At 68.4% G+C, this 14,061-nt stretch carries 13 protein-coding genes; 10 read left to right on the forward strand and 3 right to left on the reverse strand.

The features are described from left to right. Position 1: 1 nt before the first annotated feature. From folP to HMPREF3174_RS02810, 5 genes are all read left to right on the forward strand, one after another. Positions 2–775, forward strand: coding sequence for a dihydropteroate synthase (gene folP / locus HMPREF3174_RS02790; RefSeq protein ID WP_070447794.1), 774 nt, complete (start codon positions 2–4; stop codon positions 773–775). Next, complete coding sequence (gene folK / locus HMPREF3174_RS02795) at positions 775–1,722, forward strand: 2-amino-4-hydroxy-6-hydroxymethyldihydropteridine diphosphokinase (protein ID WP_062613304.1); 948 nt, start codon at positions 775–777, stop codon at positions 1,720–1,722. The genes folP and folK overlap by 1 nt, the downstream gene beginning before the upstream one ends. Further along, a complete protein-coding gene (locus tag HMPREF3174_RS02800) occupies positions 1,719–2,192 on the forward strand; it encodes a DUF3180 domain-containing protein (protein WP_062613306.1) in 474 nt (157 codons plus the stop codon). The genes folK and HMPREF3174_RS02800 overlap by 4 nt, the downstream gene beginning before the upstream one ends. 314 nt (positions 2,193–2,506) lie before the next feature. Further along, the gene (locus HMPREF3174_RS02805) at positions 2,507–3,004 is read left to right on the forward strand and encodes a PH domain-containing protein (RefSeq protein WP_068538629.1); all 498 of its coding nucleotides are present in this window, start codon (positions 2,507–2,509) and stop codon (positions 3,002–3,004) included. Next, a complete protein-coding gene (locus tag HMPREF3174_RS02810) occupies positions 3,001–4,707 on the forward strand; it encodes a PH domain-containing protein (RefSeq protein ID WP_068538630.1) in 1,707 nt (568 codons plus the stop codon). The genes HMPREF3174_RS02805 and HMPREF3174_RS02810 overlap by 4 nt, the downstream gene beginning before the upstream one ends. 149 nt (positions 4,708–4,856) lie before the next feature. Here the strand turns inward: HMPREF3174_RS02810 and dhaM are convergent, their stop codons facing one another. The 3 genes from dhaM to dhaK are packed head-to-tail and all read right to left on the reverse strand — an operon-like array spanning position 4,857 to position 8,798. After that, positions 4,857–7,196 carry a dihydroxyacetone kinase phosphoryl donor subunit DhaM gene (gene dhaM, locus HMPREF3174_RS02815; protein WP_070447796.1) on the reverse strand — a complete coding sequence of 780 codons (2,340 nt, stop codon included), beginning with the start codon at positions 7,194–7,196 and terminating at the stop codon, positions 4,857–4,859. Further along, positions 7,189–7,803 carry a dihydroxyacetone kinase subunit DhaL gene (gene dhaL, locus HMPREF3174_RS02820; RefSeq protein WP_068538632.1) on the reverse strand — a complete coding sequence of 205 codons (615 nt, stop codon included), beginning with the start codon at positions 7,801–7,803 and terminating at the stop codon, positions 7,189–7,191. Before dhaL ends, dhaM begins: the two co-directional genes overlap by 8 nt. Next, complete coding sequence (gene dhaK, locus HMPREF3174_RS02825) at positions 7,803–8,798, reverse strand: dihydroxyacetone kinase subunit DhaK (RefSeq protein WP_062613313.1); 996 nt, start codon at positions 8,796–8,798, stop codon at positions 7,803–7,805. Before dhaK ends, dhaL begins: the two co-directional genes overlap by 1 nt. 294 nt (positions 8,799–9,092) lie before the next feature. Here dhaK and HMPREF3174_RS02830 point away from each other — a divergent pair, with 294 nt between their 5' ends. Genes HMPREF3174_RS02830 through lysS form a run of 5 tightly spaced genes read left to right on the forward strand, consistent with a single transcriptional unit; the run spans position 9,093 to position 14,026 of the window. Beyond that, a complete protein-coding gene (locus HMPREF3174_RS02830) occupies positions 9,093–10,133 on the forward strand; it encodes a DUF2520 domain-containing protein (RefSeq protein ID WP_246783053.1) in 1,041 nt (346 codons plus the stop codon). 10 nt (positions 10,134–10,143) lie between these two features. Continuing rightward, a complete protein-coding gene (gene panC / locus HMPREF3174_RS02835) occupies positions 10,144–10,983 on the forward strand; it encodes a pantoate--beta-alanine ligase (protein WP_101923618.1) in 840 nt (279 codons plus the stop codon). Continuing rightward, entirely contained in the window at positions 10,980–11,408 is a 429-nt protein-coding gene (gene panD, locus HMPREF3174_RS02840; RefSeq protein ID WP_276786378.1) for an aspartate 1-decarboxylase, read from the forward strand. Before panC ends, panD begins: the two co-directional genes overlap by 4 nt. Before the next feature lie 9 nt (positions 11,409–11,417). After that, entirely contained in the window at positions 11,418–12,413 is a 996-nt protein-coding gene (locus HMPREF3174_RS02845) for an HAD-IIA family hydrolase (RefSeq protein ID WP_062613319.1), read from the forward strand. A gap of 56 nt (positions 12,414–12,469) precedes the next feature. After that, the gene (gene lysS, locus HMPREF3174_RS02850) at positions 12,470–14,026 is read left to right on the forward strand and encodes a lysine--tRNA ligase (RefSeq protein WP_062613322.1); all 1,557 of its coding nucleotides are present in this window, start codon (positions 12,470–12,472) and stop codon (positions 14,024–14,026) included. Positions 14,027–14,061: the final 35 nt, after the last annotated feature.

Here is a 14,061-nt window from a genome sequence, read left to right on the forward strand (position 1 = left end):
CATGAACATCATGGGAATTGTGAACGTCACGCCGAACTCGTTCTCGGACGGGGGCCAGTTCCTGGACCCGGGCGCCGCGATCGAGCACGGACGCGAGCTCGTGGCCGCCGGCGCCACGATCCTCGACATCGGCGGGGAGTCCACCCGCCCGGGAGCCGAACCGGTGGCCCCGGAGGACGAGTGGGCGCGGATTGCGGACGTGGTGGCGGAGTTGTCGGGCGAGGTGGCGGTGTCGGTGGACACCTACCACGCCAGCACCGCGCGCCGGGCCGTGGAGGCGGGCGCGGTGATCGTCAACGACGTGACCGGCGGGCAGGGCGATCCGGCCATGTTCGCCACCGTGGCCGAGCTCGGCTGCGACTACGTGCTCCAGCACGGGCGGGGCAATGCCCGCACGATGAACGACCTGGCCTCCTACGGCGACGTGGTGGGCGAGGTGCGCTCCGAGCTGCTGGCTTCGCGCGATGGGGCGGTGGCCGCAGGGATCGCGCCGGAGTCAATCATTCTCGACCCGGGCCTTGGCTTTGCGAAGGTGGGCGATCAGGACTGGGAGATCCTGCGCGGGCTCGGCGCCTTCCTAGGCGAGGGGCACCGCGTGCTCGTGGGGCACTCGCGCAAGCGCTTCCTCGTGCCGTTTGCCGTCAACGACGAACGGGACGTGGCAACCGCCGCGATCGCGGCCTTCATCGCGGAGTCGGTGTGGGCGGTGCGCGTGCACAACGTGGCCGCCACGGCTACCGCGATCGGCGTGGCCCGCATGATGAAGGGCCTGTGATGGCCCTGTCGACGATCCGCCTCACCGGCCTGCGAGTCCGCGGCATGCACGGCGTGCTCGACTTCGAGCACGCCGAGGCGCAGGACTTCGTGGTCGACGTGGCGCTACACCTCGACATCTCGCGGGCGATTGCCACCGACGATGTCGCCCACACCATCAACTACGCCGAGGTGGCCGACATGGTGGTAGGCGTGATCGAGGGTGACCACGCGGACCTCATCGAGACCCTGGCCGGCCGCATCGCCGAGCGGGCGCTGGGCTTTGGAGCCGCGGGCGTGGAGGTGACTGTACATAAGCCGCAGGCACCGATCCCGCACGAGTTCACCGACGTGGCCGTCACGCTCGAGCGCTGGGCCCTGGAGGCCGGGTCGGCGGGCGATGGGCTCGCGGCCGGGCTGGCTGTGGCCCCGGGTGCCGGGGCTGCGGCACAAGCCGGCGGCCAGCTGTCGGCGCCGGCGGGCGCGGAGCGGGCCGTGATCGGCGTCGGGTCCAACCTCGATGCGGCCGGGCACGTGCGCGCCGCGATCGAGGAGCTGGGCGAGCTGGGAGTTGTCGTCGCGGCCTCGGGGCTGTATGACACCGCGCCGCGACTGGCGGAGGGCCAGGCCGGGCAGCCGGATTACGTTAACGCCGTGGTGCTGCTAGACACGCACCTATCGCCCCTCGAACTGCTCGACGCCCTGCAGGGGATCGAGGCGGCTCACGGGCGGGTCCGATCCGAGCGCTGGGGTGCGCGCACGCTCGACCTCGACATCGTCACCTATGCGGGCCTCGAACTCGACACCCCGCGCCTAACCCTGCCCCACCCGCGCGCCGCCGAGCGGCGCTTCGTGCTCGAGCCCTGGGCCGCCGTCGACCCGGGCGCGCGCCTCGCCGGCCACCCCGTCGTGAGCCTGCTCGCCGGCGTCGCCGACCAGCGGGTCCAGCCCCTGGGGGAGCCAGCATGAGCGAGAGCCCGAAGCTGCGCCCCACGTCGATCTCGATGTTGGTCGGGGCAGGGTTAGTCGCGGGGATCACGGTTTTTTCGCTGACGTCGGTGTTCATCCGCTCTGGCGCCAGCCCGGTGCCAGTGCCGTTTTGGCTGTTCCTCGCGCCGCTGGCGATCGGCGCGGTGGTGATCAGCCAGGCGTGGCTGGTGCGCCAGTACCGCCGGGGCAAGCGCCCGGTCGATCAGCTGTATGCCGCCCGGATCTGGGTGCTGACCCAGGCCACGTCGCGTGGCGGCACCCTGATGGCTGGCGGCGCGCTTGGCGTCGCGGTGGCCTACTATGCCGGTTCGGCGGTCTTCCTCACCGACAACGCGCACAACGCCCTCCTCGCCGGGATCGCGTCGATCATCATGACCGTGGCGGCGCTCGTTGGCGAGCGCTGGTGCACCTACGACGACCCGAGCCCCGACGCCGCTGCCAGCGCCTAGCCGTTCGCCGTGCTGGGGCCGCGCGCCGTGCTGGGGCCGCGAGCCGCGCCACGGCGTCGTGCGCAGGGGCCGCGAACCGCGCCACGGCGTCGTGCGCAGGGCCCGCCCTGTCCAAATGCGGCACTAAACTGACAAATGCGGCACTACATAACGGGAAAGTAGTGTCGCATCTTGCGGTTTAGTACAGCTTCTGCGGGTAGGCCTCACACGGGCAAGCGACGGCAATCCTCCCGACCTCGGCCACGAGCTCGAATCCGCTGAGCCTCAGAGGCTAGGTGGACGGGGCCGGCCGCGCGGGCGGTAGAATGTCAGACATGAGACATCCACTTGCCCAGGACACCGTTTTCATCCCCTTGGACCCCGGATACACGAAGGTGCAGGCCATCCGCTGGTCGGTCGCCGTGATCGTGATCGTGGTGGTCGGCGCGATCCCCGGGATTTTGCTCGGGAGTGCGAGCTTCCCGGGCGTGCTGTGGTGGGTCGGCTTTGCGATCTGGGCGGTGGTGTGGCTGATCCAGGTCCCGTTCGCGCTGCGCCGGGCCCGCGCGTTCGGCTACGCCGAGCTGGAGGACGAGCTCCTCATCCGCTCCGGCATCATGTTCCATTCCGTGACCGTGGTGCCTTACGGCCGCATGCAGCAGGTGGAGGTGGGCACGGGTCCGCTGCTGAAGCGCTTTGGGCTGGGGTCGATTGAGCTGGTGACGGCGTCGGCGGGCTCGAATGCCTCCATCCCCGGGGTGGCGATTGAGGAGGCCGAGCGCCTGCGCGAGAAGCTGACCGCGCTGGGCGAGGCGAGGATGGAGGGCCTGTGAGCGACAAGCGTACGCTCGGCGAATCCGTGCCCGAGGGCGCGTGGCGCAAGTTCCACAAGGTGACCCCGCTGGCCAATGGCGGCGTGCTGTGGGTGGCGCTCGCGATTTTCCTGTACAACATCCTGCAGTCGTTGCTTGAAGATGGCGTGGACGAGCTTCGTGACGCCGCCTCCCACATCACCCTCATGTGGATCTTGATCGCGGCTGGGGCCCTGGTTCTGCTCACGATCGTGGTGGTCGTGTGCTCGTGGGTGGTGTGGCGCTTCGCATCCTTCGCCGTGGTCGACTCCGGCATCCACCACCGTTCCGGCGTCCTCATCAAGCGTCACAAGCATATGCGTTGGGATCGCGTGCAGAGCGTGGAGGTGGAGCAGAAGATCTTCGGCCGCATCTTCGGTTTCGGCTCGGTCAAGGTCGAGTCCGCGGGCTCCGACGAGGGCATCACGCTCGGCCTGCTCACCATGGCCGACTGCGCTGCCCTGCGAAAGGAGGTCTTGCAGGGCCTTGCCAACGCCCGCGCCGGCCGCCCGATTGGTCTTGCCAACGAAGCCGTCGCCCCAGCTTCCACCGCCCCCGCGGCGACCCCCGGCTCGGTGCTCGGCGGCCAGCCTGACGCAGGCCAACCCGGCGCCGCGAACCAAACGGGCGCCACCGACCACGCCGCGGGCGCGACGGGCGCTACCGGCGTCGTCGGACCTGATCACGCCGGCCTGCCGGGCCAGCCAGACGCAGGCCAACCCGGGGAGACCGGCCAGCCCGCCGCCACCGGGGCCGCTCCGGCGATCCCCATCTTTGACCCTGACGACACCGAGCTCGACCAGCTCATCTTCGAGATGCCCACCTCCCGCCTCATCGCCTCCCGACTGCTGAGCCCCACGTTCCTGTCGGTGTTGACGGTAACGCTAGCGATGCTGGTGGGCTCGATCTGGCTGGGGGAGACCCTCATGGCGGTGATCTTCCTGGTGGTCGGCTCGGCCTACACGTTCGTCAAATCCTCGCTGGGGCAGTACGGCACGAAGGTATACCTATCGGCGAACGGGTTGCGCGTGCGTGGGGGACTGACCACGCTCACCACCCGCTCCATTCCGCCGGCGCGCCTGCATGCCATCGAGCTACACCGCCCGATGCTGTGGCGTTGGAAGGACTGGTGGGAGGTCACGGCCACCCTGGCCGGCGCCGCCACGCTCGACACCTCCGGCGACACCCCCGGCTCCGAAATTATTATCCCTGCCGGCTCGCGCGAGGAAGCCCTGCGCGTGCTGTGGACCATGCTTCCCGACGCCGGCACCGCCGACGACGCCGGCCTCATCCGCGACGCCCTGGATGGGTCGGGCACGGGCCGCCACTTCCTGTCCTCACCGGATCAGGCCAAGTGGTTCGACCCGATTACGTACAAGTCGCGCGGCGTGTGCCTGACCCCGAAGGTAGCCGTGTTCCGGCGCGGGCGCTTCGGGCGGCGGGTCATGTTCGTGTGGCAGGACCACACGCAGTCGGTGAAGATGAAGCAAGGTCCGATCCAACGCCGTCTGGGCCTGGGTGAGATTGAGCTTGACCTGGTGTCGTTCGCGTCGGCCACGCACAAGAACATGGCGGTGTCCGATGTGGAGCGCATGGTCTGGGTGGAAAACGAGCTCAGCGCGCAGGCGCGGCACGTGGGCGTGAGCGAGTCGATCGACACCTGGCGGGAGCGCGTGGGAGTCTAGCTCAGCCCGTGATTTGAATTTACTGGACGTATTTGGGGCGATCTCCGTATATGAGGAGATCGCCCCAAATACGTCCAAAATGTTTTAATTTGCCCCGGCCCGGCACCCTGGCTGCCCGGCTCGTCACAGTCTCCCGGCTGACTGCCCGGCTACTTGATCGCCCGGATTGCCGCCTTGATCTGGGGCACCAGGCCCGGGCGCACGGAGAGCGAGGCCACCCCGGCGCGCACCAGCTGGGGCACGTGCTCCTCGGAGGAGGCCAAGTCGCCGCAGATGCCGAGGGGGGACTCGAGCTTGCGGGCCGTGTCCGCGATGAGGTCCACCACGAGCGGGATCACCTGGTCGGCCACGGGCGCTACGGCGGAGTTGCCGCGGTCGGTGGCCGCCATGTACTGGATCAGGTCGTTCGTGCCCACCGAGAAGAAGTCCACCTTCTCATCGAATGCGGCAACGTTGAGTAGCGCCGCCGGGGTTTCGAGCATCATGCCGAACTGGGGTAGCTCGTCGGGCCGACCCTCGGCCTCCACGGCCACGTTGAACATCTCGCGTGCCCACACCACTTCGGCAACGGTGGTGACCATGGGGATCATCACCTTGATGTTGGCGTGCTGGGCCACGCGGATCGCGGCGCGGAACTGGTCGACCAGCGCGTCGGGTATGCGCTGCATGAGCCTGATCCCGCGTACGCCCAGGAACGGGTTGTCCTCCGGTTCGGAGTCGAAGAAGGACACGGGCTTGTCGGCCCCCACGTCCCACGTGCGGAGCGTGATCGGCTGTTCGGTGCCGAGCGCTTCGGCGATCTGAGTAAAGACTTCCGCCTGCTCGTCCACCGTGGGCCGGTGATCCCAGTCGGCGAACAGCACCTCGGTGCGTACCAGCCCCGAGCCGTCGGCCCCGTTCTTGGCACCGAGTTCCGCGTCGCTGGCCAGGGCCACGTTCGCGCGCACGTAGATCTGCCGCCCATCGAACATGGCCGGTTCGTGGGCGTGCTCGCGGGCTGCCTTCGCCAGCTTGGCCTGTTCCTTGGAGGCGCGCAGCAGTTCGTGGAGCTGGGCCCGCGTCGGGTCCACGTAGACCATCCCCGAGCGCGGCTCGAGCGCTACCTCCTGGCCCTCCGTGATGTCACGCGCGATCTCTTTGCCCGTGATGACGGGGATGCCCTTCGCGGAGGCGATGAGGGCGCCGTGCCCGGTGGCCGAGCCGGTGGCGGCGAGGATGCCGATCACCGAGCCGGGGTCGATCTCCGAGGCTAGGGCCGGGGTGAGCGAGTCGAGCACCACCACGGGGTCGCGCCCGAAGTCAGCTATCGCGGCGGCCAGTCCGCCGAGCGGCAGGCCGTGGAGCGCCTGGATGAGAAGGTCGCCCAGAGCCTTGACATCCTCTGAGCGTTCGCGCAGGTAGGCGGTGGGCAGGTCGAGGTACTCGGCCACCGTGTCTTGTGTGGCGTTGTGAACCGCGATCTGGGCGGGCTTGCCGGCGTCGATCGCGGTTGTGATGCGTCCGGCGTAGACCGGGTCGTCGAGGAGTCCCACCTGCAAGGTGAGGATCGGGTCGTCCCCGAGGGACGAGAGGTAGGTGCGCACAGCCTCGCGCGCCTCGGCGTAGGCGTCGGCCTGGTTCTTCGGCTCGGTGCCGAGCTCCGGGCGCGGCTGGGCGTTCCACACGAGCGCGGGCCCCACCGCGATCTCCATGCCGGAGCCGGTCTGCCGCTTGTGTGCGGGGATGGGGGATTCGGGCTTGGCTTCGCCCTTGGCGAGCCACCCGCGCTGGGCGAGTTCCCCGACGGCGTCGAGCGCGGCTTCCGCCTCAGGCCCGGTGGCCTGCACCAGGACCTCGTCGCCTTCGAGCACGCCGAGCGAGATGAGGGACGTCATCGAGCGTGCGACCACCGGCCCCCGCCCGTTGCCGACGTGCGAGACCCGCACCTCCGCGTCAAACGGTGCCACCGCCGCCACGAGTGCGCCAGCCGGCCGAGCGTGCAGGCCCGCCGGGTCGTCCACCACGTAGGTGCGCGAGATCCACTCGCGCGTGTCGGGCCCGTCGTCGTCGACGCCGCCCGCGCCCATAGCGCCACCGGCCGCGTCCGCGTAGGGAATGTCGGCCTCCTTCGCGGCGAGCGCGCCCATGGCCTCGCGTGCCACGTCCTTGCGGCTGGCACCAGCGCCCGCCGCGACGGCGGCCACCACCAGGCCCTCCACCAGGGGAGCGGGCACCACGGTGGTGCGCTCGGCCATGTCCGGGTCAATGAATTCGAGCGCCATCTCCGTGGACATGACCGCCGATCCGAGGTCAACGAGCACGACCACGCCCGCGCCGCCGTCCGCCTCCTCAATCGCGGCGGAGATGAGTTCTGCAGAGGTGCCGAAACCGCCATCGGCGCCGCCGGCGGCCACAATCACCGCGTCCCTGCCCATGTCGAGCGCGAGGTCGCGAGCTGCGGCCGCCAGTGGCGCCGAGTGCGAGACGGCAACGAGGCCGACGTTAGTCACCAAATGCCTCCAGCGCTGCCTCAATGAGCAGGACGGAGGAGGCCGAACCCGGATCCTTCACGCCCTTCGAGCGTTCTCCGAGGTAGGAGGCGCGGCCCTTGTGGGCAATCATCGGGATAGTGGCCTCCGCACCCGTGCGCGCTGCGGCGGCGGCAGCAGCGAGGGCGTCGGCAAGGGAGCCTTCCGCGGAGTCGGCGGCCTCAAGTGCGGGGAACCAGACGTCAAGCATCGTTTTGTCTCCCACCTCGGCCTTGCCCCGCGCCTGCAGGGCCTCGACGCCGGTGCGGAGGGCGGCGAGGAAGCCCTCGCGAGTGAGCTCGCCTTCGGGCAGAGCCCCGCCCATCCGCATGAGTAGCGTGCCGTACAGCGGGCCGGACGCGCCGCCCACCTTCGACACCAGAGCCATGCCCGCCTTCTTCAGGTAGGCGCCGGCCTCTGGGACCGCATCTAGGTCGATCTCCGAGATCGCCTGCACGCCGCGGGCCATGTTGGAGCCATGGTCCGCGTCGCCGATCTGGCGGTCCAGATCGGTCAGGTAGTCCGCCTGCTCATCAATCCTGGTTTTGAATCCGGCCATCCAGGCCGCGAAAGGCTGCAGTTCGGGCATTACTTACCCCACCTCAGTCCGGTGGTCACGACGGGGGCATCCCACAGGCGCAACAGTTCGTCGTCAGCCTTGAGCAGCGACAGGGCGCAGCCGGCCATCTCGAGCGAGGTCACGTAGTCGCCCACGAGCACGCGGGCTACAGTCACGCCGGCGTCTTCCAGCAGCTTCGCCACCTCGCCGTACATGAGGTACAGCTCCGACAGCGGGGTGCCGCCCATGCCGCCGAGCATGGCGATCACGGGCGCGCCAGTGAAGTCCATGTCCGCCAGGATCGGCTCCACCAGCTCCTTGGCCAGCTCGTGTGCCGGCTGGAGCGCGCGGCGCTCGCGGCCCGGCTCGCCGTGGATGCCGATGCCGAGCTCGATCTCATCCTCGCCCAGCTCGAAGGTGGGCTTGCCGGCCGCGGGGACCGTGCAAGAGGTGAGGGCCATGCCGAAGCTGCGCGTGGAATCGGCGACCTTCTGCGCAACGGCGGTGACGGCGTCGAGATCCGCGCCCTCCTCTGCCAGTGCGCCGGCGATCTTCTCCACGAACAGGGTGCCGCCCACGCCGCGGCGGCCCGCGGTGTAGAGGGAGTCTTGGACCGCCACGTCGTCCTCCACGATGACGGCCTTGACCTGGGTGCCCTCCATGTCGGCAGCCATTTCGGCGGCCATCTCGAAGTTCATCACGTCGCCCGTGTAGTTCTTGACGATGTGGAGGACGCCGGCGCCGGAATCAACCTTGGCGGTGGCCTCCATGATCTGATCGGGGACCGGCGATGTGAAGACCTCGCCGCAGCATGCCGCGTCCAGCATGCCTTCACCCACGAAGCCCGAGTGGAGCGGCTCGTGGCCGGATCCACCACCGGAGACGAGGGCGACCTTGCCCTCCTTCTTCGTTGCTCGGTAGACGATGTGACGGGGAATATCGACCTCAAGGTCCGGATGGGCAGCGGCCACCCCAACGAGGGAATCAGTGACCACGTCATTGGGGTTATTGATTATTTTCTTCATGTTGCAATTGTCCCATCGTTACCTGGCCCATGCAATAGAACGGTAATTCTTTGGGGCGTCATTTTCGCAGGTGATTGTGCCTTTTCTGCGAGGCTTTGGTGTTTCACGCTGAGAGCCGAACGCCGACGCCGTGGGCCGGTTTGCGTTCGCTGCTTGGCGGGTCTTTTTCACGACGCCGTGGCGCGGTTCGCGTTGGGCGCGGGGCCTGCGCTGGGGGCACGTGTGCGGACGGAACGATGCGGGCGGACCGGAGGCAGAAAAGAATTGTCGGAGGCGGTGGCTAGGATGGTGGACATGGAGAATTCGACGGGACGCATGGGGATTGGCATCATCTCCGCGGGGCGCGTGGGCGCGGCGCTGGGCAGCGCGCTGCGCGCGGCCGGGCACGGGATCGTGGGCGCGCACGCGCCCTCGCCGCAGTCGCGGGAGCGGCTGGAGGTCATGTTGCCGGGAGTGCCGGCACTCGACGTGCCGGCGATCGTGGAGCGCTCCGAGCTGGTCATTCTGGCATTGCCGGATGAGGAGCTCGAGGGCCTCGTGGCCGGCCTGGCCAAGCTGGGCGCGTGGCAGGCCGGCCAGATCGTGGTGCACACCTCGGCGCGGCGGGGCGTGGAGGTGCTGGCGCCGGCGCAGGCGGCTGGCGCGCTCACGCTGGCGTTGCACCCGGTCATGGAGTTCTCGGGCACGTCGGTGGACGTTGCCCGGCTCCAGGGCGCGCACGTCGTGGTCTCCGCGGCGAACGCGATCCAGCCGATCGGGCTGGCGCTCGCGGCGGAGATGGGCGCGCAGGGCGTGGTGGTGAACTCTGCTGACCGCGCGATCTATGCGGCCGCGCTCGCCCATGCGCGCCAGGGCGTGGAGTTGGCCGCGTCCCAGGCGGGGCGAGTGCTGGCGCAGATCGGTGTGGCGCAGCCGGGTGATCTGCTCGGCGAGTGGGCCCAGGCCGGCCTCGATCGCGGGCTCTTCGCGGGCAACGCGGCGGGTGCGTATGTGAGCTCTGCTGGGGGTGCCAGTGCGGGCATGGGCCCAGCCGCGGGCGTAGCGGGAGCGGTGGGCGGGGCGGGCCCGGACGGCGTCGTGGGCGCGAACAGAGCGGGGGCTGGTGTGCCTCGTCCGTCGGCGCCACCCAGTGCGGAGGAAGCCGCGCAGCGCGTGGAGGCGTTGGGGACGTTGGCGGTGGAGTCGCCGGAGTTGGCCGACGTCGCGAAGGCGGACCTGGACCTGTTGGAGCGCCTCGTGGAGCGGGCGTTGATGGCGGGCGTTATCGGCGAAACAGAGGCAAATGAGTTGCATACCATCGTCGGCGCCGCTCGCTGCTCGCATGGGGGAAGATAGAATGGCAGATATGGAAATCTGTAGGACACGCAGCGAGTTGGCGAGCGCCCTGGCGAAGGCCGATGGCACCCGCGCGCTTGTCATGACCATGGGGGCCCTGCACGACGGGCACGCCCAGCTGCTGAAGGCGGCGCGCGCCGCGGCGCAGACCGTGGTGGCGTCGGTGTACGTTAATCCGCTCCAATTCGGCCCGAATGAGGACTACGCCGCCTATCCGCGCACCGAGGCTGCGGATCTGGCGTTGCTTGAGCGCGAGGGCGTGGATGTGGCCTTCCTGCCCACGAATGATGAGATGTACCCGCGCGAACCGCTCGTGCGGATTGACCCGGGGCCGATGGCCCGCGTGCTCGAGGGCGCCACCCGGCCCGGGCACTTCGCCGGCGTGCTCCAGGTGGTCCACAAGGTGTTCAACCTGGTCCGCCCGGACATGACGTTCTTCGGGCAGAAGGACGCCCAGCAGCTTGCACTCGTGCGCACGATGGTAGATGACCTGGACATGAGCATTGACGTGCGGGCGGTGCCGATCAAGCGCGATGAGTCGGGCCTGGCGCTGTCCTCGCGCAATTCTTACCTTTCCGATGCCGAGCGCGCCCAGGCCCTCGCCCTGTCCACGGCCCTGCGCCGCGGGGTGGAGCTCGCGGAGTCGGGGGCGAGCGCGGGGGAGGTGCGGGACTCGGTGCGCGCGCAACTGCACGCGGCCGACGGCGTGCGCCTCGACTACCTCCACTTGGTTGACCCGGCCACCTTCGCCTTCCTTGACGATCACGCGCACGGCCCCGGCCTGCTCGTCACCGCCGCGTACGTGGGCCCCACCCGCCTCATCGACAACATGGAGGTGGAGCTTCGATGATGCTGCGAACGATGCTCACCGGCAAGATCCACCGGGCCACCGTCACTGGGGCGGATCTGCACTACGTGGGCTCCATTACTGTGGACCTCGATCTGCTCGAGGCCGCGGATATCCTGCCGGGCCAGCAGGTCGACGTCGTGGACGTGACCAACGGAGCCCGGCTCACCACTTACGTCATCCCAGGTGCACGTGGCGCGGGCGAGGTCAAGCTCAACGGCGCGGCGGCCCACCTGGTCGACGTGGGGGACCTGGTCATCATCATGTGCTACAGCCAGATGGGCGATGACTCGGCCCGCACGTACGAACCGAAGGTCATCTACGTCGATCGCCAGAATCGTATCCACGGTGCGGGCAGCGACCCGGGCCAGGTGCCCGATGGGCACGGCCTCACCGCGTCGGGCATCCCCTTCGACCACGCACGATAGGAGAAGAACATGCGTTTTCCGAAGATCCCCAAGATCCATCCCAAGGCGCTCGTCCCTGACGTGGACAGGCTGCGTGGCATGGTATCCAAGTCCGAATCGGAATCCACGGAAGCCGTGACCTCGGCCTCCGAATTCTCCAGCGATGAGGAGATCTCCTCGCGGATCACCAACCTTGACGTCATGGTCGAGGAATCCCCTGGGCGCGTGTTCGACGCCTACCTCATCAACATTGACGCGGGCCTGTATGCGGGCACGAACCTCATGCCGAAGCTGAAGATGGTGATCGACGCGCTCGACCACCTCAACCGGCCGTTCCGCTTCATGTCTTGGCTGTCGGACGTGACGCCGGCCCAGCTCGTGGAGATGATGAGCGACGAGGGAATTGAGATCACGGCCGATGAGGTCATCACCCCGGCCACCCTCGCCTCGCGCTACCTCAAGAACTCCTACCCGGGCGCGAAGGTGTTCGTGGCAGGCGGTACACGCTTCCGCGACGAGCTTGCGGCGAACGGGATCGAGGTCACGGACAAGGCGGCGGAGACCAACTTGGTGATCGTGGGCTTCACCTCCGATTTCGACATGAAGATGTTCTCCACCGCCTACCACGCGATCGCGGACAACGGGGCGGACCTCATCAGTACGTCGCTGCGGCGGGTGCGCCGCATGCCCGACGGCTCGCGCGAGCCGGGCACGTTGCCGATCATCACTGCACTCGAGACAGCCACGCGTAAACGCCTGACCAAGAACCTCGGTAGCCCCGAGACCGACCTGCTCGAGATGATCTTCGATGACATTCAGGTCCGCCCGGAGGACTCGCTGTTCGTCACCGACTCCCTCGGCGCCGACATCCGCATGGCCAAGCGCTACGGCGTGCCCACCGCGCTCGTGCTGACCGGCAGCGCCACGGCGGACCAGGCGCGCGATCTCAAGCGCAAGGACCAGCCGAACTACGCGCTGACCACGATTGCGGACATCCTCCCGCGCTATATCAAGGACCAGCTCTAAGAGCGCCCAGCCACAGGGCCCCGCCTCAGGGGCCTCGCGAGAAGAAAAGGACACCCATGCAGCAAAACTACGACGACACCTCCGACCAGCTCGCCGTCCGCAAGGAAAAGCGGGCCCGCCTGCTCGCCGCCGGCCGTGACCCGTACCCGCCCCACCTCGAGATCACGCACACCATCGCGGACGTGCGCGCGAAGTATGCGGTGGAGCGCGAGGGGGAAAAGGTGAGCGCTGACGTCGTGCTCCAGCCCGGCGATGAGCTGACCGAGGAGCGCGTGGAGCTCGCCGGGCGCGTCATGCTGTTCCGCCCGTCAGGCAAGATCGCCTTCAGCCAGCTACAGGCGGGTGACGGCGAGCGCATCCAGGTGATCTTCTCGCTGGCGAACGTAGGCAAGGAGGCGCTGGACGCGCTGAAGGCCGACGTGGACCTGGGCGACTTCGTGTGGGTGGACGGCTATGTGGGCGCCTCCAAGCGCGGCGAGCTGTCGATCTTCGCCACGTCCTGGCAGCTGGCCTCCAAGGCGATCCGCCCGCTGCCGAAGATGTTCACGGCGGAGGACGGCACCGAGATGGCGCTCGGCGAGGAGACCCGCGTGCGTAACCGCCACCTCGACCTCATCACGCGTGACGCCGCGCGCAGGATCGTGCGCCTGCGCGCGGGCATGATGAAGTCCATCCGCAAGACGTTCGACGACCGCGGCTACATCGAGGTGGAAACTCCGATCCTGCAGCCGCTCCACGGCGGCGCCGCGGCCCGCCCGTTCGAGACCCACATCAACGCCTACGATCAGGACCTCTACCTGCGCATCGCCACCGAGCTGTACCTGAAGAAGGCCGTGGTGGGCGGCATCGAGCGCGTGTTTGAGATCGGGAAGAATTTCCGTAACGAGGGCGCGGATTCCACGCACTCGCCGGAGTTCTCCGCGATGGAGGCCTACCAGTCCTTCGCCACGTATGAGGAGATGGCGGTCCTCACCCGCGATCTCATCCAGAACGCGGCACGTGACCTGTTCGGCACCACCACTGTGACCCTCGCCGACGGCACTGAGTACGACCTGGGTGGCGAGTGGGCGCGCCTCGACCTCTACACCTCGCTGTCCGAGGCCGTGGGGGAGGAAGTGACGGTAGAGACCCCACGCGAACACCTGGTGGAGATCGCGGACAAGTTCGACATCGCGGTCAAGGAATACGCCGTGGCCGGCAAGATCGCCGAGGACATCTGGGAGGAGCTGGTTGGTTCTAAGCTGTGGGAGCCCACCTTCGTCTTCGATTTCCCGGAGGACACCTCGCCGCTCACCCGCAACCACCGCTCCAAGCCGGGGCTGACCGAGAAGTGGGATCTGTACGTGCGGGGCGTGGAGATCGCCACCGCCTACACTGAGCTGGCTGACCCGGTGATTCAGCGGGAGCGCCTCACCCAGCAGTCGCTCGAGGCCGCAGCGGGTGACCCGGAAGCCATGCAGCTGGACGAGTCCTTCATCGAGGCGATGGAGCAGGGCTTCCCGCCGTCGGGCGGCATGGGCATGGGCATCGACCGCATGCTCATGGTGCTCACCGGCCTGGGCATCCGCGAGACGATCCTGTTCCCGTTCGTCAAGCCGACCGCGCGCGCATAGTTCTTGCCGCAAACGTGAAGGTGGGCGGATCCGAT

The organism is Trueperella sp. HMSC08H06 (genome assembly GCF_001808465.1).
Lineage (GTDB): Bacteria > Actinomycetota > Actinomycetes > Actinomycetales > Actinomycetaceae > Trueperella > Trueperella bernardiae.